We start from the raw sequence: 20,688 nt of genomic DNA, 5'->3' as shown, positions 1-20,688 counted from the left end.
TCTTCGCGTTCGAGGCGCTCCTTCTCGGCGTCCTTCGCCTCCTGCTCCTTCTGGATCTCCTCTTCGCGAGGCGTCTTGTTCGTCACGTCGATCCTCCGTCCCTCGGGCGATGCCCGCATCCTACGCTCGCTCGCCCACCAGCGAGGGGCACGTTGTTGTCACTTTCGGGCGCGAAAAGTGACAACAACGTGCCCCTCGGCGGCATGCGGGAGGGATGGAAGGGCGGTTACTCACGGAGGAGGGTGCGGAGGGTGGTGATGGTGTCGGCCTCGGCGGCGGGCTTGTCGTCGCGGTAGCGCTTGACGCGGGCGAAACGCAGGGCGATTCCGCCGGGGTAGCGCGACGAGCGCTGGACGCCGTCGATCGCGATCTCGACCACGGTCGTCGGCGCCACCCACACCGTCCCCGGCGTGCGGCGCACCTCGATCCGCTGGAACTCCTCGGTCTGCCAGCGCAGCAGCTCGTCGGTGAGGCCCTTGAACGTCTTGCCGACCATCACGAAGCCGCCCGGCTCCCCGAACGCGCCGTCCGGGTCGCGCGCGCCGAGGTGGAGGTTGGAGAGCATCCCGACGCGCCGCCCGGAGCCCCACTCGCACGCCAGCACGACCAGGTCGTAGGTGAGCACCGGCTTGACCTTGATCCAGCTCGCCCCGCGGCGCCCCGCGGCGTACGGCGAGTCGATCGCCTTGACGACGACGCCCTCCTGCCCGGCGGCGAGAGCATCGCGGGAGACACGCTCGGCGGCGTCCGGGTCGTCGGTGACCTCGCCCGGGATGCGGTGCTCGCCGGCGACGCGCTCCAGCTCCGCGAGCCGCACCGACAGCGGCTCGTCCAGCAGGTCGCGCCCGTCCACGTGGAGGATGTCGAAGAACCACGGGTGCAGCAGGGTCTCGCGCCCGTCGGCGCCGAAGCGCGACATCGTCTCCTGGAACGGCCGCGGGCCGCCGTCCTCGTCGAGGGCCAGCGTCTCGCCGTCGAGGACGAGGTCGCGCGCAGGTAGCCGGCGCACGATCTCCACGACCTCCGGGACGCGGTGGGTGATGTCGGCGAGCGTCCGGGTGAAGACGCGTACGCTGTCCCCCGAGCGGTGCACCTGGATGCGCGCGCCGTCGAGCTTGTACTCGACCGACGCGCGGCCGGTCGTCTCCAGCGCGGCCGCGGCGGAGGGCGCGGTGGCCGCGAGCATCGGCAGCACCGGGCGGCCGACCACCAGGCCGACCGCGGCGAGCTCCTCGGCCGTGCTGGTCAGCGCCAGCACGGCCGTCGCGCCGAGGTCGCCCGTCAGCATGGCGGCCCTCCGGACGTCCGGGCCCGGCCGGTCGGCGGTCCGGGCGATGGCGTCGAGGAGGACGCCCTCCAGCGCGCCGGTGCGCATCTCGCCGAGCAGGACGCGGGCCAGGAGGTCCTGCTCGCCCGCGGTCGCGCGGGCCGCGAAGTCGCTCAGCGCGGCACTGCGCTCGCGCGCGGAGCCCTCCCCGCCGAGCGCGGCGAGCTCTCCGAGCAGGGCGTCCAGGTCGAGAACGGTCAGCGTGGGCACGTCTGCGCTGCGCCCGCCCAGCATCCCCCTGACGCTGCGCCACCCGACGCCGACCCGGCCCTGGCGCGGCTTGCCGACCAGGAAGCCGACCGCCGGGGCGATCTCGTCAGGCTGCAGGTCGCCGAGCAGTCCCGCGAGCGCGTCGACCTTGGCCAGTCGCGAGCGCGTTCCCGCGACGGTCTCCAGCGTGGTGACGATCGTGTCGAGGAGCACAAGGCCAGTGTGCCACCGGCCGCCGACGCCGGCTCAGCCCGCCGGCGTCGCGATCCCGCGCCCGAACGTGATCGCCCGCACGATCTGCACGATCCCGAGCACGATGAGGCTGATCCCGGCGAGGATGAAGAGCACCACGATCCCCCACAGTGGGCTGAACAGCAGCACGATGCCCGCGACGATGCTCAGGATGCCGAAGAAGATCGACCAGCCGCGCGACGGCGAGTCGCCGACCTGCGCCAGAGCGACCGCCCCCTCGACGATCCACGCGATGCCGACAAGGATGCCGATGAACGCCGCGAGGAAGGCCGTGGTGCCGGACAGGTTCGCGAACGCGATGACGGCGCCGATGATCAGCAGGATGCCGAAGACGATGTCGAGCGCCCGCGCGCCTCCGCCGATCCCGCGCGCGAAAATGCCGATGCCGAGGTAGGCGATGCCCGAGACGAGCAGCGAGATGGCGATCAGGACGGTGAGGCCGACCGCCGCGGTCTTCGGCCAGAACACGATGATCACGCCGATGATGAGCGCGACGGCGCCGCTGACGCCGAGCGCGACGCGGACGCTGTTGATGGCCGACTTGGTCAGGTCCTGCCCGTTGAGCGAGAACGACGCGAACCCGGATGGTTGAGTGCTGGACATGCTCGGACGGTAGCGCTGCGGAACCGCGCGTGTCTAGAGCCTTTCGGTCGGTGTGAAATGAAACGTCATGCGCCTGACCGCTAGTAGTCCTCGCGCCCCTCGCCGAGCACGGACAGCGTGTCCTGGTCCTCCGACCAGTCCCGCAGGGCGCGTTCGAGCTGGCGGCGCGTCCAGTCGTGGGTCAGCTCGGCGGCGTCCAGTGCGGCGAGCCGGTCGAGGCGCTCGGCCGCCGTCCCCTCCAGGTCGTCCATCTTCGTTCCCCTCTCGGCGATCGCGGCCGTCCGGCGGCGGGTGGGACCAGCCGCTGTCTGCTTGGCGCTGCCCGTGGGGTGGGCCGCCTGAAACCCGGTGCTCCCGCTCTTGTCCGCGGCTCGGCCGGACGGCCTGGCCCGCCGCTGCCCTCATGGTGCACCCGCGGAGGCCGGTCGCGGTAGCCCCGTACGCCAGTCCATACCGGTCGGTATGCTCGCCCGCTACCGCGATGCCCGGACGGCTTCAAGTGCTCTTCGCGACCTCGCAGAGGGTACGGACGGGAGGTCCAGACGGGTCTCGTAACGTCGCCGAATGCCCTCGATCGAGTCAGGCCGGCACCCTGCCGGCCTCGTCGTGGGCGACGGAAAGGATCCACGTGAAGAACACCATCCAGAACACCTCCGGAACCACTCGCACCGCGTTCGGCGCTCGTCGCGTCGTGATCGGCGCCGCCTCGATCGTGGCGGCTGGAGCACTCATCGGCGTGGGGGCGCAGGGGGCTTTCGCGGCCACCGGCGACACCGGTGCTGCGGGCTCCGGCTCGGCGACGGTCTCCACCTCGACCTCGACGGCCGGCGCCTCGGCCTCGACCGGTGGTTCCGCCGGGTTCGACCTGGGCGACGGCTTCTCGCTGTACGGCCAGGCGCACGCCCTGTTCAACGGGCACATCAACGGCGTCAAGGCGCAGAAGCTCGCGAAGAAGATCGTCGCGGACACCCCGGTCTTCTCGCTGCTCCCCGACAGCCTGCAGGGCGACCTGAAGACTCTCGCGAACGCGACGTCGCAGGACCGCACCGCCGACGCCAAGAAGCTCGTCTCCACCGCGCTGAACGGCGGCTACGGCAGCGCCATCCAGAAGCTCGCCGGCCAGCTCAAGGGCGCCACCGAGCGCAGCGACCACCAGGACGGCGACGCCCAGGGCGGACTGGACCTGAAGGGCCTCGACATCAAGGGCCTGATCTCCGGCCTGCAGAGCGGCGACCTCCTCGGCTCCGGCTCGACGTCGGGCGCCACCTCGCAGCTCAGCTCCGAGGTCACCGGAATCGCCTCGGCCGTGACCGGCGACAGCCGGCTCGCGTCGAAGCTCCCCGACTCGCTGCGCACCGACCTGTCGCAGCTCGCCTCGGCTCCGGCCTCGGCGCAGACGGCCGACCTCCAGCACCTCGCGACCACCGCCCTGAGCGGCGGCTACGGCTCGCAGGTGCAGCAGGTCGCCGACCAGATCGAGTCGGCGGTCACCGCGGCCCACTGAGGATCGCAGCGCAGAGTTCGCGCCCTCACTTCCTCGCGGGAGTGAGGGCGCGTCCGCGTGTCCGGCAGGCCCGGAATCGTTCGCAAGGCGGATGCCGCCGGCCCGCGCTCGGGCGCATCATGCGAGCATGTGGTTTCGCAGGATCGTCGTCGCCGTCGCCGCCTACGCCCTGTTCGCGGGCGGCCTCGCCACGCTCTACGTCGTCGAGCAGCAGGCGGGCCGCAACGCGGTGGAGGACGCCCCGCGCGCGCTGCTCTCCGCCGGGGAGGCCACGGCGGCCGCCACGCAGCCCGACCGCGTCGACCTCACGCGCTACCTCGGCACCTTCTGGGTGCACTACGACGCCGCGGGCGACCCCATCGCGGGGAACGGCTACCTGGGCGGTTCGCTCGCCCGCGTGCCGGCCGGCGTGCTGGCGGCGGCCAAGTCGTCGGGAGAGGACGCCGTGAGCTGGGAGCCCGAGCCAGGGCTGCGCTTCGCGATCGTGGCTCAGCCGGCCGGCCAGGACGTCGTGGTCGCCGGCCAGTCCCTGCTGAGGACCGAGCAGCGCGCCGACCGCGTCCTCATCTACATCGCGCTCGCGCTCGTCGCGGGCGCGTTCTTCGTCGCCGCGGCCCTCGTCGCCGACGCCCTCCTGCCCCGCGTCCTTCCTAGATCTAAGTGACAGGACTTGCCGTCTTGGTGGTCGCGTAGGCGGCGTGTTCTGTCACGTAGATGTAGCTCAGCGACGCTTGACGCCGTAGCGGTGCTCGGGGCGGCCGGTCGCGCCGTAGCGCAGCTCCAGCTTCAGCACGTCGCTCTGCTCCAGCTGGGTGAGGGCGCGCTGCGCGGTCGTGCGGCTGATCCCCACCGCCGCGGCGACGTCGTTCGCCGACAGGCTCCCGTCGCCGGCCGCGACCGCGTCGTAGACCGCCTGGAGGGTCGGCGCCAGCCGGCGCAGCTCCTCCGCCTGGCCGGTCGTGGCGGGCCGCAGCAGGTCGAAGACCCGGTCGATGTCGTGCTGCGTCGGCTCGTCGGGGAAGCCGCCCAGATCCTCGTTCGCGCGCCGGAACGCCTGCAGCCGCTCCGCGAGCTGCGCGAACCCGAACGGCTTCACCAGGTAGTGCAGCGCGCCGAGCTGCACGGCCTTGCGCACGGTGGCGATGTCGTTCGCCGCCGAGATGACGATCACCGCGGGCGCCGACGGCTCGCCGAGGAGGCTTCGCACGACCTGGAGGCCGTCGCCGTCGGGGAGGTAGACGTCCATCAGCACGAGGTCCGGCCGCAGCTCGCCCGCCAGCCGGAGGGCGTCGGCCGCCGTGTGCGCCTGCCCGGCGACGCGGAAGCCGGGGACGGCCTCCACGAACCCGACGTGCACGGAGGCCACGCGGTAGTCGTCGTCGACCACCAGCACGCTCAGCGAGGGCGTTGCCGGGTTCCCGCTCATCGTGCGGCTCCTTCCTTGCGTACGGGAGTGGAGGCTTCCGCGACCGTGTGGCGCGGCAGCACGATCGTGAACGTCGCGCCCGGGCCGCCGGACACCGTCACGGTCCCGCCGAGCTTGGTCACGGTCGAGTGCACGAGCGACAGCCCGAGCCCGCTGTGCCGCACGAGCGAGCCGCGCTTGGTCGAGTAGCCGCTCTCGAAGATCCGCGGGAGCTCCGTGCTGGGGACGCCGGGCCCGTTGTCCGCGACCCGCACCGTCACCGACGCCGGCGTCTCCACGACGCTCACGACCGTCCGCCGCGGCGCCGGAGCCCCGGACAGGGCGTCGAACGCGTTGTCGATCAGATTTCCGAGGATCGTCGTCAGCGCCTGCACCCGCTCCGGCGCCTCGCCGAGGTCGGTGTCCGGCGCGATCACCAGCTCGATGCCGCGCTCGTTCGCCTCCGCTGCCTTGCCCAGCAGGAGGCCGACGATCAGCGGCGAGCCGATGTGCGAGCGCAGGGTGGCGTCGAGGTCGGCGGTCGTGCCGCGGATCTCGTTGAGGTACTCCAGGGCCTCCTTCGTCCTCCCGAGCTCCAGGAGGCCGGACACCGCGTGCATGCGGTTGGAGAACTCGTGCTGCTGCGCCCGGATGGACTCGCTGAAGCTGCGCTCGCCGTCCAGCTCGCGGGTCAACCCGATCAGCTCGGTGCGGTCCTGGAGGGTGAACACGGCGCCGTGCGGCCGGTTGCCCAGCTTCACCGGCATCCGGTTGATCACGAGCACGTGGTCATCGGTGATCGCGATCGCGTCCTTGACCTCCGAGGTCCCCGTCAGGGTGTCGCGGATCGGGCCGGCGACCAGCACGTCCGCGAGCAGCCGTCCGCGCGCGCCCTCCGGCAGCCGCAGCAGCCGCTGGGCCTCGTCGTTGACGACGGTGATCCGGCCGGCCGGGTCGATCGCGATCACGCCCTCCCGGATGCCGTGCAGCGTGGCCTCGCGCTCCTGCAGCAGCCGCGCGATCTCGTCCAGTTCGAGGCCGAACGTGCGGCGCTTGAGGAGGCTGGCCAGCCCGAACGACGCGAGCGCGCCGATCGCGAGCGCGAGCACGAACCACGAGCCGTAGGCGGGCAGCTCGGACAGCAGCTCGCTCGCCACCGAGCTCTCCCGGATGCCGACCGAGACCTCCCCGACGATCTGGTCCGACGCCGGCGCGTACAGCGGCACCCGCGCGTTCGCGTTGACGCCGGTCGCGCCGGTGTCGGTGCGCAGGTGCACCTTGCCGTCGGCCGCGACGAAGGGCTCCTCCACCTTCTGCCCGATCAGCGCCGCGTCGGGGTGCGAGTGCCGCACGCGGTTCCTGTCGATCACCACGACGTAGGCGGCGCCGGTGCTGTTGGCGGTCTGCGACGCCAGGTTCTGGATGGTCGCGTCGCAGCCCGTCCCGCCGTGCGCCATGCAGGTCTGGACGTCCGGGATGCCCGCGAAGGTCTGCGCGATCGCGGCGGCCCGCGCCTGGTAGTCGGCGTCGAGGTTGGCGCGCGCGGACTGCGCCAGCAGGAGGAAGCCGACCAGCATCGAGACGACGAGGATCGCCAATTGAGCCAGGAGTATCTGGCTCGAGAGTCGTCTGATCCGTCGTCGCATCACCCGAGATTGTTTCATCTCCTGCTGGGGAGCGCGTGCGCGCAGAATGCGCAAAACCTGCGACAACGCACACAAGCGGGTGAATCGGGCGCAAGCGAGACAGCCGCGCGATCGGCGGGAGAGCATCGGTGATCACACGGCATGCACACGGAACTCGTGCATCCGAAGACAGAGAGGTCTTGAACCCATGGTCGAACACCGACCCAGAAGCGCCGCCGCGGCCCCCGCGGCCGAGGAGGCGGCGCGCATCGACATCGTCGGACTGACGAAACGCTTCCTCACGCCGAAGGGCGAGACCTTCACGGCGATCCGCGACGTGACCCTCACGGTCGAGCCCGGCCAGTTCTGCGCCATCGTCGGCCCGACCGGCTGCGGCAAGTCCACCACGCTCGCGCAGGTCTCGGGTCTGGAGCGGCCGAGCGCCGGCTCCGTCAGCGTCGGCGGCCGGATCGTGGACGGCATCACGAGCGGCGTGAGCTACATGTTCCAGGCCGACTCGCTCTTCCCCTGGAAGACCGTGCTGGCCAACGTGATGATCGGCCCGATCCTCCTCGGCACGCCGAAGAAGGAGGCCACGGCCCTCGCGATGGACTGGCTGCGCCGCGTCGGCCTGGCCGGCTTCGAGGACCGCTACCCGCACCAGCTCTCCGGCGGAATGCGTAAGCGCGTCGCGATGGCGGCCGCGCTGATCAACAACCCGCGCATCCTGCTCATGGACGAGCCGTTCGGCGCGCTCGACGTGCAGACCAAGGCGATCATGCAGACCGAGCTGCTCACCCTGTGGGAGGAGCTGCGGCCGTCGGTGCTGTTCATCACCCACGATCTCGACGAGGCCGTCGCGCTCTCCGACCGCGTGGTCATCATGACCAGCAGCCCGGGGACGGTCAAGGACGTCTTCGACATCGACCTGCCGCGACCGCGCGGCAACGTTCAGGAGATCCGGCACGAGGAGAGGTTCCTCGACATCCAGGGCCGGATCTGGGAGTCGCTCCGTGACGAGGTCACGCGGGCCTACGAGCAGACGGCAGGAGCGGCGGCGTGACCACCATGACGATCGCAGAGAAGAACAACACAGAGAAGAAGGCGGGCAGGCCCGCCTCCGCCCCGCTCGCCGAGCGCGAGACCGAGCTCCGCGTCGCCGGCCGCCGCGCGCACCGTCGTCGGGTCGCTTGGATCTGGGCCGGCCGCGTCGCCGTCGCCATCGTCGTGATCGGCGGCTGGCAGTGGTTCACCTCCGTGGGCTGGGTCGACAAGTTCTTCTACGGCCAGCCCTCCGGAATCTGGGACAGCCTGGTGCACCTGTTCACTCAGGGCACCGCGTTCGGGACCATCTGGGAGAACCTCTGGATCACGGTCCAGGAGGCCTTCCTCGGCTTCCTGCTCGGCACCCTCCTGGGCGTCGTGTTCGGCATCCTGCTCGGCTCCAACCGCTACCTCGCGTCGGTGTTCGGCCCGTACATCAAGGTCGTGAACTCGATCCCCCGCATCGTGCTCGGCTCGATCTTCATCGTCGCGTTCGGCCTCGGCGTCTTCCCGAAGGTGCTCCTCGCCGCCGTGCTGGTGTTCTTCGTGGTCTTCTTCAACGCCTTCCAGGGCGTGCGGGAGGTCGACCAGAACCTGGTCGCGAACGTCCGGGTGCTCGGCGCCTCGCCGGTGCAGGTCGCGCGGCACGTGACCATCCCGTCGGCCATGACGTGGATCATCGCGAGCCTCCACACCGCGTTCGGCTTCGCGATCATCGGCGCCCTGGTGGCCGAGGTGCTCGGCGCCCAGCACGGCGTCGGCCTCATCATCAGCCAGGCGCAGGGCAGCTTCGACCCGAACACGGTCTTCGCCTGCATGGTCATCGTGGCCGTGGTCACGCTCGTGGCCGAGTACCTGATCACCCTCCTGGAGAAGTCCCTCCTCAAGTGGCGTCCGCCGAGCCGGTCCGAGGCCCAGGCGATCTGAGCGCGCCCGACACCCCACCTGTCCTGCAACGAAGCAGAACGCCGGACCCGTCCGGCACGAAGAAAGGAACAACCCCCATGAAGAAGCGCAGCATCGGTGCCATCGCGGCAGCGGGCGTCGTCGTGGCCCTGAGCCTCGCCGCCTGCTCCGGCGGTGGAGGCGGCACCGCGGCGGCCGGCAGCAGCTCCGGCCCCATGCCGACCGTCAAGATGATGGTCGGCGGCATCGACAAGCAGATCTACCTCCCCTACCAGCTGGCCCAGCAGCTCGGCTACTACAAGAAGTACGGCGTCAACATGGAGTTGTCGACCGAGCAGAACGGCGGCGTCGGCGCCGAGGACGCCATGGCCTCCGGTCAGGTGGACATGGCGGGAGCCTGGTATGTCCACACCGTGGACTTCCAGTCCAAGGGCAAGGACGTCATCAACCTGGTGCAGCTCTCGGGCGCTCCCGGCGAGCGGGTGATGTGCAACCCGAAGGCGAACGTCACCTCCGCCGCCGACTTCAAGGGCAAGAACATGGGCGTAACCGACCTCGGCTCTGGCACCGACGAGCTCACCCAGTTCCTCGCCGCCAAGCAGGGCGTGACGAAGAAGGAGTACAACACCATCGCCGTCCACGCCGGCTCGACCGCGATCGCGGCCATCCAGCGCGGCTCCGCGGACTGCGTGATGACCACGCAGCCGACGGTCGGCGCGCTCACCTCGCAGAAGCTCGCCGTCTCCGCGGTCGACATGGCGACCACGAAGGGCGCGACCAAGGCCCTCGGCGGCGCGTGGCCGGCAGCCGGTCTGCTGGCGCAGGCGAGCTGGGTGAAGAGCCACCAGGACGCCGCGCAGAAGGTGGTCGACGCGCTCGTCGCGACGATGCACTGGATCGCGACGCACTCGGCCGCGGACATCGCGAACAAGATGCCGCAGGACTTCGTGCAGAACAGCACGATCACCAAGCAGCAGTACATCGACGGCCTGTCGACCGACAAGGGCCAGTTCCTGCCGGACGGCATCATGCCCGCCGGTGGCCCGAAGGTCATCTTCGACATGGAGAAGACCATCGGCGTCGACACCTCGAAGGTGAAGATCAGCGACACGTTCACCAACAAGTACGCGGAAGCGGCGAACAAGCTGGAGGGCACCAAGATCACCACGACGCCCGCCGGCGCGGACGGCTGATCCACCCCAACGGAAACCCCCGAATCAGCCCGCCCGGTGTTGTCCAGCCATCCAACGCACCGGGCGGGCTTCCATGTGCCCGCCCTCGCCCTCGCCGAAGGGCACGTAAACGCCCCTAAAACGCGCTTTTAGGGGCGTTTACGTGCCCCTCGACGGTGGAATCGGGCGCGTGGCGCGGATGCGTTCGACCGCGCCGGAGCGCAGGCGCTCGTGCTCCACGACCTCCAGCCCCACGGCCTCCACCTCGCCGCGGTGCCGCCGGGTGAGGTGCTCGCCCTGCAGCGGGATGCTGACCCGCTCGATCAGCCACTGCCCGGCGTAGACGAGGGCACGGTCGCTCCGGGTGTGGTCGACCAGCACGACGGACCCGCCCGGCACGACGACGCGCGCCATCTCCCCGAGGGCGATCTCCGGCCGCGGGATCGAGCACAGCGCGAGCGCGCAGACGACCGTGTCGAACTCTGCATCCGCGAAGGGCAGCGCCTCGGCGTCCCCTTCGCGGAGGTCCACGGTTCGCCCGAGCTCCGCAGCCCTGCGGCGCGCGATCGCCAGCATCTCCGGGCTCAGGTCGATCCCCACCACCTCGACCCCCGCCGGATAGTACGGGAGGCTGCGCCCGCTCCCGACGGCGACCTCCAGCACGCGGCCGCTCGCCCGGGCGCCGACCCACTCGCGGCTGCCGGCGAGCATGGTCAGCTCGGCTTTGCCGACCGTGCGGTCGTAGCGGGCGGCCTGGCGGCGCCAGGTCCGGCGCTGGCGTCGGGTCTCCTTGGAGGCGGCCGGGTTCGCGTCGGTCATGGTGTCAGTCTGGCGGCGTCACCCCACCCGCACCAGCGTCGACTGCCACCCCGTCGACCCGTTCGGCGCGATCGGGGTGCGCTTCTCCTCCTGCAGCCTCCCTGCGCGGTCGGTCGCGCGGACGGCGATCGTGTGCGATCCCGAGGTCGCGTCCCAGTCGAGCGACCACTGCACCCAGGTGTCGGCATTGATCGGTGCGGCGAGCATCGCCTGCTGCCAGGGACCGCCGTCGACCTGGACCTCGACCTTCTGGATGCCGACCGTCTGCGCCCAGGCGACGCCCGCGATCTTCGTCGGGCCGGCCGCGAGCGACCGGTCGATCCGGGGCGTGTCGATGCGGCTGGAGAGCTTGATCGGCGCCTTCTCGCTGTAGCCGCGGGGCGTCCAGTAGGCCTGGTCGGCGGCGAACCTCGTCACCTTCAGCTCGGTGAGCCACTTGGTCGCCGAGACGTAGCCGTAGAGGCCGGGGACGACCATCCGCACCGGGAAGCCGTGCTCCAGCGGCAGGGGCTCGCCGTTCATCCCGACCGCGAGGATGGCGTCGCGGCCGGGGTCGGTGAGCGCCGTGAGCGGCGTGCCCGCGGTGAAGCCGTCGATGCTGCGCGACAGCACCATGTCGGCGCCGTTCCGCGGGCGGGCGCGGGCGAGCACTTCGCGCACCGGGACGCCCAGCCAGCGGGCGTTGCCGACGAGGTTCCCGCCGACCTGGTTGGAGACGCAGGTGAGGGTGATCGCGTACTCGCGCAGGCCCATCGCGAGCAGGTCGCGGAAGCTCAGCTCGACGCGGCTCTCCACCATCCCGTCCACGGTGAGCGACCAGCCGGACGGGTCGATCGACGGCACCGTCAGGGCCGTGTCCACCCGGTAGAAGTCGGCGTTGGGGGTGAACAGCGGCGACAGGTCCTTCAGGTGGAGGTCGGCGCCGGCCGGGACCTCGACCCGGTTGGCCGGCGCGGGGAGGTGCAGGGCGGCGCGGATCGCCGCGATCGAGGACGTCGCGGCCGACCCGAGCCGGGAGCCGACGCCCACGACGACCGCGAGAGCGGCGCCCGCTCCGGTGAAGAGCAGGAAGCGGCGCCGGTCGACGCCGGAGGTCGCGCGTTCGCCGCCGATCGCGTCCCGCCAGCGCCGGAGCGCATCGACGAGGAACCGGAGCGCAGCCGCGCCCGCGAGCGCGCCGAGCGCGGACGGCAGGAGGCCGAGCGGGCTCGCGTCGGCCCGCGTCACGGTCGCGACGACCGCGAGCACCCCGGCCACGAGGAACAGGGCGACGCCCACCCACCGGCGCCAGAACTCCAGGATCCCGGCGACGGCCGCCGCGACGAGCACCGCGGCGCCGAGCGAGGACAGCAGGAAGAGCTTGTCGTTCGAGCCGAACAGCTCGATCGCGAGCTCCTTCGCCCAGCGCGGCACGATGTCGATCACGAACGATCCGACCGCGATCAGCGGGCTGGCCTCCCGGGCGGCGACGAGGGCGACGGCTTCGGCCACGGCCACGAAGAGCCCTCCGCTCACCGCGCCCGCGAGTGCGGCCCAGGCCCAGGCAGCGCGATGTCTTCTGCGGTTGGTCACGACACCTCTTCGGCGCGGAGGCCGCCGCGGATTGGCGGAGGGGCGCCGGACGCGGGTTCCAATCCGATCCGGCCCCCGGGCCGAACCCCTGTTGACGGCCGCCGATGCGGTCTCCCGATCTGCACCGGTTCGAAGCAGCCTCTCGAAGGAGAAGAAACATGCGATCCACAACGCGCACCCGCCTCGCCGCAGCCGGCATCCTCGCCGCCGCCGCGCTCGCGCTCACCGCCTGCTCGTCCGGAGCCGGCTCCTCGACCACCGACACGAGCTCGTCCATGCCGAAGTCGTCCCCGTCGGCGTCGTCCTCGATGGACCCGGCGGCCGACCTCGTCGGCCCGGGCTGCGCGACCTACGCCAAGCAGGTCCCCTCCGGCGCCGGCTCGGTCCAGGGGATGGCCCAGGACCCGGTCGCGACCGCGGCGAGCAACAACCCCCTGCTGACCACCCTGGTCGCCTCCGTCTCCGGAAAGCTCAACCCCAAGGTGAACCTGGTCGACACCCTCAACAGCGGGCAGTTCACGGTGTTCGCCCCGGTCGATGACGCCTTCCAGAAGATCGACCCCGCAACGATCGACACACTGAAGACAGACGCCGGCGCTCCGACGCTGACCAGCATCCTCACCTACCACGTCATCCCCGGCCAGCTCTCGCCGAAGGACATCGTGGGCACCCACAAGACGGTCGAGGGCGGGACCGTGACGGTCACCGGTTCCGGCGACAACCTCAAGGTGAACGACGCCAACGTCATCTGCGGCGGCGTCCACACGGCGAACGCGACCGTGTACCTCATCGACTCGGTGCTGATGCCCCCGGCCAAGTAAGGCTGAGCTGCGCACCCTCAGCGCACACGATCGAAGGGCACGTCGTTGTCGCTTCCCGCCCGGGAAAGCGACAACGACGTGCCCTTCGGTTCAGCTGCTCAGCGCTGCTCGCTGGTACGTCCTTGCTTCCGGACGCTGCTCAGGTCGGCCGGCGGCCGCCGGAACAGCCGCCACAGCGGCGGCGCCGCCACGAACCCGGGCGCAGCCCGCAGAGCGGCCTCCACCCGGAGCAGGGCGTCCTCGTCCTCCGGCAGCGCGGCGATCGTCCGCCGGACATCCCGCGCGAAGTGGCGGCTCTCACTGCGTTCGGACATCAGGATCGCCTCCCGTACTCGTCGTCGTCGCCTGTGCGGGCCGCTCGGTCTCGGGTCCGTCCTGGCCGGGGAGCAGTTCCACGCGGGTCTCCTAGTCGTTCATCGTGATGTCGGGACGGGCGGTGTCGGCGTCGGACTCGGGGTGCGCCTCTGCCTCCCGCTGCGTCGCCGCCCAGCTCGCGAGCAGCTTCAGCGCGTCCTCCGACGGCGTGCCGGGATCGGCCGTGTACACGTTGATGCGCAGGCCCGGCTCGCCCGGCAGCTCGAACGCCTCGAAGGCCAGGTCGAGGTCGCCGACGATCGGGTGGTGCACCCGCTTGCGGCCGGTGCGGTGGTACTTGACGTCGTGCCGCGCCCAGCGGGTGCGGAACTCCTCACTGCGGGTGGACAGCTCGCCGACGAGGTCGGTGAGGTCCTTGTCGTACGGGTTGCGGCCGGCGGCCGAGCGGAGGATGGCGACCATGTCGTCGGCGGCCCGCTCCCAGTCCGCGTAGAACGCGCGCGACTTCGGGTTGAGGAACGTGAAGCGCGAGGCGTTCGGGGGCTTCACGACCTCGGACATCAGGTCCACGTACAGCGCCCGGCCGAGCTCGTTGGCGGCGAGGACGTCGCCGCGGTCGTTGCGGACCCAGGCAGGGGCGCCGGTGATGGCGTCGATGACCCGCTGGAGGCTGGGGCGCACCGTCTGCGGGGAGCGCCGGCGGCGGATCCGCGGGGCGACGTCGGCCGCCCGCGCCAGGTCGTAGAGGTGCGCGGTCTCCGCCTCCTCGAGCTGCAGCGCCCGGGCGAGTGCCTCCAGGACGCTGTCGGAGGCGCCGGACAGGTTCCCGCGCTCCAACCGGGTGTAGTAGTCGACGCTCACGCCGGCGAGCATCGCGACCTCCTCGCGGCGCAGCCCGGTGACGCGGCGGTTGCCGCCGTAGGCGGGCAGCCCGGCCTGCTCCGGCGTGAGCCGGGCGCGGCGGGAGGTGAGGAAGTCCCGCACGTCGTCGCTGTTCGTCATAGCTCGACGCTACGCCGCGCCGGACCCGCGAGGGAGGCACTGGCACGACCTCCCTGCCTTCCGCCGACGCGCTTAGCGTGATGACCATGACCATCGAACTCACCCTCAACAACGGCGTCACGATGCCCGCGCTCGGGCTCGGCGTCTTCCAGAGCCCGCCCGAGGAGACCACCCAGGCGGTGCAGGCGGCCCTCGCGACCGGCTACCGGCACATCGACACCGCCGCCGCGTACGGCAACGAGCGGGAGGTCGGCGAAGGCCTGCGCCGCTCCGGAGTCGACCGCGCCGACGTCTTCGTGGAGACCAAGGTCTGGGTGTCCGACTACGGCTACGACCGGACGCTGCACGCGTGGGAGAAGGCCACCGGGAAGCTCGGACTCGATCAGCTCGACCTCCTCATCCTCCACCAGCCGGCGCCCGACCGCTTCGAGCAGACGATCGAGGCGTACAAGGCGCTGGAGACCCTCCTCGCCGACGGCCGCGTCCGCGCGATCGGCGTCAGCAACTTCATGCCGCACCACCTGGACCGGCTGCTCGCCGAGGCCGGCGTGGTCCCGGCGGTGAACCAGGTCGAGCTCCACCCCTACTTCACCCAGCCGGAGGTGCAGGCCGCGGACGCCGCGCACGGCATCGTCACGCAAGCATGGTCCCCGATCGGCGGGATCACCTTCTACCCCGGCTGGGGCGAGCAGCGCCGCAACGTGATGGAGGACCCGGTGCTCGCCGACCTCGCCGCCGCCCACGGCAAGACCCCGGCCCAGGTCATGCTGCGCTGGCACCTCCAGCAGGGCCGCTCGGCCATCCCGAAGTCGGTGAACCCGCGCCGCATCGCCGAGAACTTCGACGTCTTCGACTTCGAACTGACCGCCGACGAGCTGACCCGCATCGACGCGCTCGACGCGGGCGTGCGCAACGGCCCCGACCCGGACGTGGCGCGCCCGGAGCGGTTCGCAATGCCGATCCCGGAGGCGTGAACTCCTCCACGCCGGCAGGAAGATACCCCCGACACACCCAGTGAGCTCCTTCCGAAGCTCGTTCGGAAGGAGATCCTGGCGTGTCTTCCTGCTGAAGCCACCGCCCCAGCCCGGGTCTACACTCGGGTCCCATGTCCAGGAAGCACCGCTCCTCCCCCGACGAGGAGGCCGTCGAGCGTTACGAGTTCGTGCTCGCGACCGGCCAGCCGGACCAGCTCGTCCAGGTCCACGCCGAGGCGTTCGCAGCGCTGACCGACGACCAGCGCGGCGACCTGCGCACCCGCCTCGCGGAGAGCGTCGACGAGGCCGACCGTCCGGTCGACGGCCGTCCCGACTCCCTCGCGCGCGTCGCCACCGACCTGGAGGTCACCCGCCCCGGGAGCCTCGAACGCGTCCTCGGGCCACTGCTGCCCGCCGTCGCGGCCTCCGTCATGGTGTCGCCGCTCGCGATCGCGCTGTTCCCCTACGGCTACGCTTCCGGGAGCTCCGTCTGGCAGGACGACGCCGACGACGACAGCCCGCTCCTGTGACCCCGGAGCCGAACAGCGTCTATCGCAGCAACTGGGCCGGACGCGCTCGGCACCCGGCATCGGACCGCGAGCGGGCGCACCCGGAGGGGCGACGGCACCGCGGCGCTGAACTCGCGGCGTGACAGAGGGTGATGCGCCGGACGCGGCGCACGACGACGCGCCGCTTGTCGTGCCGCCGGGAGTGCCGCTGCGGGTGTGGGACTGGCTGCTGCTCCCCATCATGGCCGTGGTGTGCGTATCGCTGCTCGCCTCGCTGCTCCCGCCCTCGCCGCTGAAGGCCTATCTCGCGGCCAGCGGCGTGCTCGTCGTCGCTGCCGCGGTGGTGCAAGGAGTCAACGGGTATCGGCTGTACGTCGGCTGGTCGGAGGCGGACATCCTCCGGTATCGGCGTTCCGTCACCGTCACCGTCGCCGCGCTCGGCATCTTCTGCCTGTTCAGCCTCTACGGCGCCTTCGCGTTCGCCGGGCTGGGATACCGGCTCGCTGAGGACCCTGCCGAGTCGCTACAGCACGTGCGCGCCTCGCTCTCGGAGCGCGCCTGGAAGCGGCTGACCGTCACCGCGGTGATCGTCGCGGTCGTCGCGATGGTCGCTCGTCCTCTGGCGTCGGCGCTCGGCGGTGTGATCGGCGTCACTGCCGTGTTCGTCTGGGTGGTGGCGTCGATCGCCGCCGGGTTCGCTTATCGCTCGCGACCCGAGGGGCACCGCTTCTTCTGACCGTGCGGAGGGTCGCGATGCGGTGAGGGCCGCCGCTCAGGGCGCGGTCCGCGCACCGCCCTCGGAGGCGCGGGCTACCACCGACGGGGCGCCGCCCTCGACCATCGCGACCGCCCGCAGCATCCTCCGCAACTCCCCGGCATCCGCGCTCCGCAGCGGCCCCAGGAACTCCCCTCCGCCGCCGCATACGCAGCCTCCGCAGCCGCGTTCGTCGCCTGCCCGCTCGCGGTCAGCGCGATCTGGTTGCGCCGGCGGTCCGCCGGGTCGGGCCGGCGGGTCACGATCCCCTTGTCCTCCAGCGCGTCGAGCACCGCGACCATCGTGGTCGGGTCGACGCCGAGGAGGCCGGCGAGCGCCTGCTGCGACAGCGGCTCGCCCGCGGCCAGCACCCGGAGGACGCCGAACTCCTTGCGGTCGAGACCGTGCGGTTCGAGCGCGGCGTCCGCGAGTGCCATCAGCCGTTGCTGGGCGTGCTTGAGCAGGGAGGCGAGGAGCTCGCTCGGGTCGCCGGCCGCCGGCCTCTCGCTGGACATGCAGAAATCATAGCGTAGGCTGATCATCAGCGACACAAACGATTGTGCCCGCGAACGTTACAGGAGACCCGCATGAGCATCGAGCTCGAACAGACCCCCGCCCTCGTCGTCATCGACCTCCAGACCGGCATCCTGGGCTACCCCACGGCGCACCCGATCGAGCAGGTCGTCTCCAACTCGGCGCAGCTCGCCGCGGCCTTCCGCGCGAAGGGCCTCCCGGTGGTGCTCGTGAACGTCGCCGGGACCGCGCCGGGCCGCACCGATCGCGGCAAGGCGACCGGACGCGCCGGAGGCCAGACCCTGCCCGCCGAGGCGACCGCGCTCCTCCCCGAGCTCGATCAGCAGCCGGGCGACATCACCGTGACCAAGCGCACGCTCGGCGCCTTCCTCTCGACCGACCTCGACGCCAAGCTGAAGGAGGCCGGCGCGACCCAGATCGTCCTTACCGGCGTCTCCACGACCTCCGGCGTCGAGTCGACCGCCCGCTCCGCGTACGAGCTCGGCTACCACGTCGCTTTCGTCACCGACGCGATGAGCGACGCGCTGGAGGCGCACGAGGCCTCCATCGCGCACCAGTTCCCGAAACTCGGCGAGCTCGGGACCACGGCCGAGGTGCTGGAGCTGGTCGCTGCGCGCGACTGAGCCGGCCGGCCGTCTAGCCCGCGTCCGGCCGGACCGTGCTCGCCCCGAACCGCATCCCCACCGGCAGCACCACGCGCTCGTGCCGGTGCCCGGGCTGCGCCTCGTCCAGCACCAGCCGGATCGCCTCCTCGCCCATCCGGTAGCCCGGCAGCGTGATGGAGGTCAGGCTCACCCAGTCGGACTCCGCGCCGTCGTGGGTGCCGTCCAGCCCGATGAGCGCGACGTCCTCCGGGATGCGCAGGCCGCCGTGCTCGCGGAGGACGTGGAGCGCGCCGAGCGCCAGGTCGTCCGTGATGCCGACGAACGCGAAGCGCTCGCCGTCGCGGCGGCCGGCCAGCAGGTCGGTCATCGCCGCGCGTCCGTGCTCGGCGCGGAAGCCTCCCGTGGTCACCTGGGTCAGCTCCAGCCCGAGCGTCGCCGCGGCCTCCTCGACGCCGCGGCGGCGGTCCGCGATGGGCTGGGCGGCGTCGGGCGGCGACACGTAGAAGACGCGGCGCACGCCGATGGCGGCCAGGTGCTCGGCCGCGATCCGCCCGGCCTGCCGGTTGTCCATCAGCACAGAGCACCAGTCGCCGGGCTGGTCGTAGTTGATCACCACGATCGGCCGGACGTGGCCGCGGATGCGGTTGATCCCGTCCGTCGGGTCGCTCATCGCCGCGTAGAGGATGCCGCTGGTGCGCTCCTCCGCGAAGTAGTCGAGGAACTGGTCCTGCTGGTCGGTGACCACCAGCGGCTCGAACGACTCGAACGCGTAGACGGCGTTGGCCATCAGCAGGCTCAGGCCCTTCCGGCCCGCGGTGATCTGCGCGCCGCGGGAGATGTCCACGAACAGCCGGTTGAGGATGTCCGGCACGATGAGCCCGATGCCGTCGCTCCGGCTGCGCTTGAGGTCGCGCGCGGCGGCGTTGCGGATGTAGCCGAGCGACTCGATCGCCGCCCGCACCTTCTCCCGGGTGCCTGGCGCGACGCGGGAGGGCTGGTTCAGCACGTTGGACACGGTCGCCAGCGACACGCCCGCCGTGTCGGCGACGGCCTGCATGGTGGGCAGCTTCCCGTCCGTCACTGCGTGTTCTCCGACGTCATGGCGTGTGGCTGCTCCGGTGGGGTGGGTCGGTCTGTCCGTCATCATCTCACGCACCCCGCGCGCACCCGGCCGCTACTCCGTCTCCTGCCGCGCCCGGAACGCCACCATGTTCATCCGGTTGCCGCACCGCACGCTGCAGAACCGCTTGGACCCGTTGCGGGACAGATCGAGGACGAGCCCGTCGCAGTCGAAGGCGGCGCAGCTCCGCAGCCGGTCGTTCTCGTTCGAGCGGATGACGTCCACCAGCGCGAGCGCGACCTCCACCCGGATGCGTTCGGCAAGCGGCGCGTCGAGGGACGTCGCATGCAGGTGCCAGTCGAAGCCGTCGTGCCGCATCAGGTAGGGGGAGGCGTGGGCGTCGGCGAGCATGGCGTTCACCTCGGCGACGGCGGCGTCGCGCTCCATCGTCCAGGCGCGGCGGAGGCGGTCCCGGGTCTCGTGCACCTGCCGGAGCTCGGCCTCGTCGCCGTCGATGCGCCCCGAGTACTGGTTCTCGTGCAGGAGGGCGACGAGCTGCGCAGGGGTGGCGAGCTCGTCCTCCCCGCTGCGGGAGGCCGTCGGGACGGTGTTGCACAGGGTCACCGCGAACTGGAGGGCGTCCTCCGCGTCAGGGGCAAAACGCAAGTTGACTCCTTACCTCGCCGGGTACTAGCGTCAGGATCATAACCCACTACGGTCCTGACGCGAGCGCTTCCCGTGCCGCCGGGACCCGTCCCACGCGCACGCAGGAGGCCTCCGATGGCACCGAACCAGACATCCAGGGGTCTCGTCGTCGCGGTCGTCGCCGCCGCGTCGTTCGGTCTGTCCGGAGCGTTCATCAAGCCGCTGCTGGAGAGCGGCTGGTCGCCGGCCGCCGCGGTCACCGCGCGCGTGCTGATCGGCGGCGTCGTGCTGGCGCCGTTCGCGATCCTCGCCCTCCGCGGCCGCTGGGGCTCCCTCTGGCGGGGACGCTGGCGCCTGCTCGGGATGGCCCTGGTCGGCGTGGCGGGGACGCAGGTGCTCTACTTCGCCGCGATCGAGCGCATCCCGGTCGGCACGGCCATCCTGATCGAGTACCTGGCGCCGGTAGTGCTGGTGCTGTTCGTCTGGGCCCGCACCCGCCGGGCGCCGAAGGCCGTGGTCCTCGCCGGCTCGGTCGTGGCGATCGCCGGGCTGCTGCTCGTCGTGTCCCCTGGCGGCGGAAAGCCGCTCGACCTCGTCGGCGTCGCGCTCGCGGTGACCGCGATGCTCGGCTGCGCCGGCTACTACATCATCGCCGCGCGCCCGTCCGACGGCCTCCCGCCGGTCGCCCTCGCCGCGGGCGGCCTGCTCGCGGGCGGTGTGGTGCTGGCCGCGGTGAGCGCCACCGGCCTGCTCCCGTTCGTCGTGAGCACCCGCGACGTCGAGCTCTTCGGCGGACACGCGCCGTGGTGGGTTCCCCTCGCGGTGGTCGGTGTCCTCGCCACCGCACTGGCCTACGCGTCGGGCATCACCGCGGCGAACATGCTGGGCTCCCGGCTCGGCTCGTTCGCCGGGCTGCTGGAGGTCGTGGCGGCGACGTTCTACGCGTGGCTGCTGCTGGGGGAGTCGCTGAACGCGCTGCAGCTGGTGGGCGGAGTGCTCATCCTGGGCGGCATCGCGCTGGTCCGCGCCG

At 71.6% G+C, this 20,688-nt stretch carries 22 protein-coding genes and 1 pseudogene; 11 read left to right on the top strand and 12 right to left on the bottom strand.

Translation table 11 applies throughout. The annotated features are described in order from the left end of the window. Positions 1–226 precede the first annotated feature (226 nt). The 3 genes from ACQ86L_RS11635 to ACQ86L_RS11625 all read right to left on the bottom strand — a co-directional run bounded on the left by ACQ86L_RS11635 (position 227) and on the right by ACQ86L_RS11625 (position 2,643). On the bottom strand, positions 227–1,750 hold the full coding sequence (locus ACQ86L_RS11635) for an ATP-dependent DNA ligase (RefSeq protein WP_434315543.1): 1,524 nt from the start codon (positions 1,748–1,750) through the stop codon (positions 227–229). Positions 1,751–1,783: 33 nt separating this feature from the next. Next, positions 1,784–2,392 carry an HdeD family acid-resistance protein gene (locus ACQ86L_RS11630; protein ID WP_434315542.1) on the bottom strand — a complete coding sequence of 203 codons (609 nt, stop codon included), beginning with the start codon at positions 2,390–2,392 and terminating at the stop codon, positions 1,784–1,786. An 80-nt stretch (positions 2,393–2,472) separates the two neighbouring features. Further along, on the bottom strand, positions 2,473–2,643 hold the full coding sequence (locus ACQ86L_RS11625) for a hypothetical protein (protein WP_345838926.1): 171 nt from the start codon (positions 2,641–2,643) through the stop codon (positions 2,473–2,475). Between the two features lie 377 nt (positions 2,644–3,020). Here ACQ86L_RS11625 and ACQ86L_RS11620 point away from each other — a divergent pair, with 377 nt between their 5' ends. Next, positions 3,021–3,896 carry a hypothetical protein gene (locus tag ACQ86L_RS11620; RefSeq protein ID WP_434315541.1) on the top strand — a complete coding sequence of 292 codons (876 nt, stop codon included), beginning with the start codon at positions 3,021–3,023 and terminating at the stop codon, positions 3,894–3,896. A 127-nt stretch (positions 3,897–4,023) separates the two neighbouring features. Further along, the gene (locus tag ACQ86L_RS11615; RefSeq protein ID WP_434315540.1) at positions 4,024–4,560 is read left to right on the top strand and encodes a hypothetical protein; all 537 of its coding nucleotides are present in this window, start codon (positions 4,024–4,026) and stop codon (positions 4,558–4,560) included. A gap of 57 nt (positions 4,561–4,617) precedes the next feature. On the opposite strand, the gene ACQ86L_RS11610 is transcribed toward ACQ86L_RS11615, so the two are convergent. Beyond that, complete coding sequence (locus ACQ86L_RS11610; RefSeq protein ID WP_434315539.1) at positions 4,618–5,322, bottom strand: response regulator; 705 nt, start codon at positions 5,320–5,322, stop codon at positions 4,618–4,620. Then, on the bottom strand, positions 5,319–6,899 hold the full coding sequence (locus ACQ86L_RS11605; protein WP_434315538.1) for an ATP-binding protein: 1,581 nt from the start codon (positions 6,897–6,899) through the stop codon (positions 5,319–5,321). The genes ACQ86L_RS11610 and ACQ86L_RS11605 overlap by 4 nt, the downstream gene beginning before the upstream one ends. A gap of 235 nt (positions 6,900–7,134) precedes the next feature. Here ACQ86L_RS11605 and ACQ86L_RS11600 point away from each other — a divergent pair, with 235 nt between their 5' ends. The 3 genes from ACQ86L_RS11600 to ACQ86L_RS11590 all read left to right on the top strand — a co-directional run bounded on the left by ACQ86L_RS11600 (position 7,135) and on the right by ACQ86L_RS11590 (position 10,069). Continuing rightward, positions 7,135–7,989, top strand: coding sequence for an ABC transporter ATP-binding protein (locus ACQ86L_RS11600; RefSeq protein WP_434315537.1), 855 nt, complete (start codon positions 7,135–7,137; stop codon positions 7,987–7,989). A gap of 5 nt (positions 7,990–7,994) precedes the next feature. Then, positions 7,995–8,897 carry an ABC transporter permease gene (locus ACQ86L_RS11595; RefSeq protein ID WP_434318884.1) on the top strand — a complete coding sequence of 301 codons (903 nt, stop codon included), beginning with the start codon at positions 7,995–7,997 and terminating at the stop codon, positions 8,895–8,897. 77 nt (positions 8,898–8,974) lie between these two features. Beyond that, the gene (locus ACQ86L_RS11590; protein WP_434315536.1) at positions 8,975–10,069 is read left to right on the top strand and encodes an ABC transporter substrate-binding protein; all 1,095 of its coding nucleotides are present in this window, start codon (positions 8,975–8,977) and stop codon (positions 10,067–10,069) included. A gap of 138 nt (positions 10,070–10,207) precedes the next feature. Here the strand turns inward: ACQ86L_RS11590 and ACQ86L_RS11585 are convergent, their stop codons facing one another. After that, positions 10,208–10,867 (bottom strand): class I SAM-dependent methyltransferase, encoded by a 660-nt coding sequence (locus tag ACQ86L_RS11585; RefSeq protein WP_434315535.1) that lies wholly within the window; start codon positions 10,865–10,867, stop codon positions 10,208–10,210. A gap of 18 nt (positions 10,868–10,885) precedes the next feature. Then, the gene (locus tag ACQ86L_RS11580) at positions 10,886–12,439 is read right to left on the bottom strand and encodes a molybdopterin-dependent oxidoreductase (protein ID WP_434315534.1); all 1,554 of its coding nucleotides are present in this window, start codon (positions 12,437–12,439) and stop codon (positions 10,886–10,888) included. A 158-nt stretch (positions 12,440–12,597) separates the two neighbouring features. On the opposite strand from ACQ86L_RS11580, the gene ACQ86L_RS11575 reads away from it, so the two are divergent. Then, on the top strand, positions 12,598–13,260 hold the full coding sequence (locus ACQ86L_RS11575; protein ID WP_434315533.1) for a fasciclin domain-containing protein: 663 nt from the start codon (positions 12,598–12,600) through the stop codon (positions 13,258–13,260). Between the two features lie 98 nt (positions 13,261–13,358). Here the strand turns inward: ACQ86L_RS11575 and ACQ86L_RS11570 are convergent, their stop codons facing one another. Both ACQ86L_RS11570 and ACQ86L_RS11565 read right to left on the bottom strand, forming a co-directional pair. Then, positions 13,359–13,574 carry a hypothetical protein gene (locus tag ACQ86L_RS11570; protein ID WP_434315532.1) on the bottom strand — a complete coding sequence of 72 codons (216 nt, stop codon included), beginning with the start codon at positions 13,572–13,574 and terminating at the stop codon, positions 13,359–13,361. Between the two features lie 91 nt (positions 13,575–13,665). Further along, positions 13,666–14,577 carry a helix-turn-helix transcriptional regulator gene (locus tag ACQ86L_RS11565; protein ID WP_434315531.1) on the bottom strand — a complete coding sequence of 304 codons (912 nt, stop codon included), beginning with the start codon at positions 14,575–14,577 and terminating at the stop codon, positions 13,666–13,668. An 86-nt stretch (positions 14,578–14,663) separates the two neighbouring features. Here ACQ86L_RS11565 and ACQ86L_RS11560 point away from each other — a divergent pair, with 86 nt between their 5' ends. The 3 genes from ACQ86L_RS11560 (at position 14,664) to ACQ86L_RS11550 (ending at position 16,796) form a co-directional block, all read left to right on the top strand. Beyond that, the gene (locus tag ACQ86L_RS11560) at positions 14,664–15,551 is read left to right on the top strand and encodes an aldo/keto reductase (protein ID WP_434315530.1); all 888 of its coding nucleotides are present in this window, start codon (positions 14,664–14,666) and stop codon (positions 15,549–15,551) included. Positions 15,552–15,682: 131 nt separating this feature from the next. Then, positions 15,683–16,081: a hypothetical protein gene (locus tag ACQ86L_RS11555; RefSeq protein WP_434315529.1), complete on the top strand. Its 399-nt coding sequence runs from the start codon at positions 15,683–15,685 to the stop codon at positions 16,079–16,081. A 118-nt stretch (positions 16,082–16,199) separates the two neighbouring features. After that, positions 16,200–16,796 (top strand): hypothetical protein, encoded by a 597-nt coding sequence (locus tag ACQ86L_RS11550; RefSeq protein WP_434315528.1) that lies wholly within the window; start codon positions 16,200–16,202, stop codon positions 16,794–16,796. A 74-nt stretch (positions 16,797–16,870) separates the two neighbouring features. Here ACQ86L_RS11550 and ACQ86L_RS11545 read toward each other — a convergent pair whose 3' ends face one another. Then, positions 16,871–17,329, bottom strand: coding sequence for a MarR family winged helix-turn-helix transcriptional regulator (locus ACQ86L_RS11545; RefSeq protein ID WP_434315527.1), 459 nt, complete (start codon positions 17,327–17,329; stop codon positions 16,871–16,873). A 72-nt stretch (positions 17,330–17,401) separates the two neighbouring features. On the opposite strand from ACQ86L_RS11545, the gene ACQ86L_RS11540 reads away from it, so the two are divergent. Then, positions 17,402–17,971, top strand: a complete 570-nt coding sequence (locus tag ACQ86L_RS11540; RefSeq protein ID WP_434315526.1) for an isochorismatase family protein — start codon at positions 17,402–17,404, stop codon at positions 17,969–17,971. Between the two features lie 13 nt (positions 17,972–17,984). On the opposite strand, the gene ACQ86L_RS11535 is transcribed toward ACQ86L_RS11540, so the two are convergent. Further along, positions 17,985–19,034, bottom strand: coding sequence for a LacI family DNA-binding transcriptional regulator (locus tag ACQ86L_RS11535; RefSeq protein WP_434315525.1), 1,050 nt, complete (start codon positions 19,032–19,034; stop codon positions 17,985–17,987). 93 nt (positions 19,035–19,127) lie between these two features. Then, positions 19,128–19,679 (bottom strand): CGNR zinc finger domain-containing protein, encoded by a 552-nt coding sequence (locus ACQ86L_RS11530; RefSeq protein ID WP_434315524.1) that lies wholly within the window; start codon positions 19,677–19,679, stop codon positions 19,128–19,130. 114 nt (positions 19,680–19,793) lie between these two features. Between ACQ86L_RS11530 and ACQ86L_RS11525 the strand changes: the two are divergent. Beyond that, a pseudogene (locus ACQ86L_RS11525) lies at positions 19,794–20,669 on the top strand (EamA family transporter); the annotation flags it as partial. Positions 20,670–20,688: the final 19 nt, after the last annotated feature.

Origin of the sequence: Leifsonia sp. P73 (assembly GCF_051059105.1) — a bacterium.
Classification (GTDB): domain Bacteria; phylum Actinomycetota; class Actinomycetes; order Actinomycetales; family Microbacteriaceae; genus Leifsonia.
This window is presented reverse-complemented; position numbering and strand designations above follow the sequence as displayed.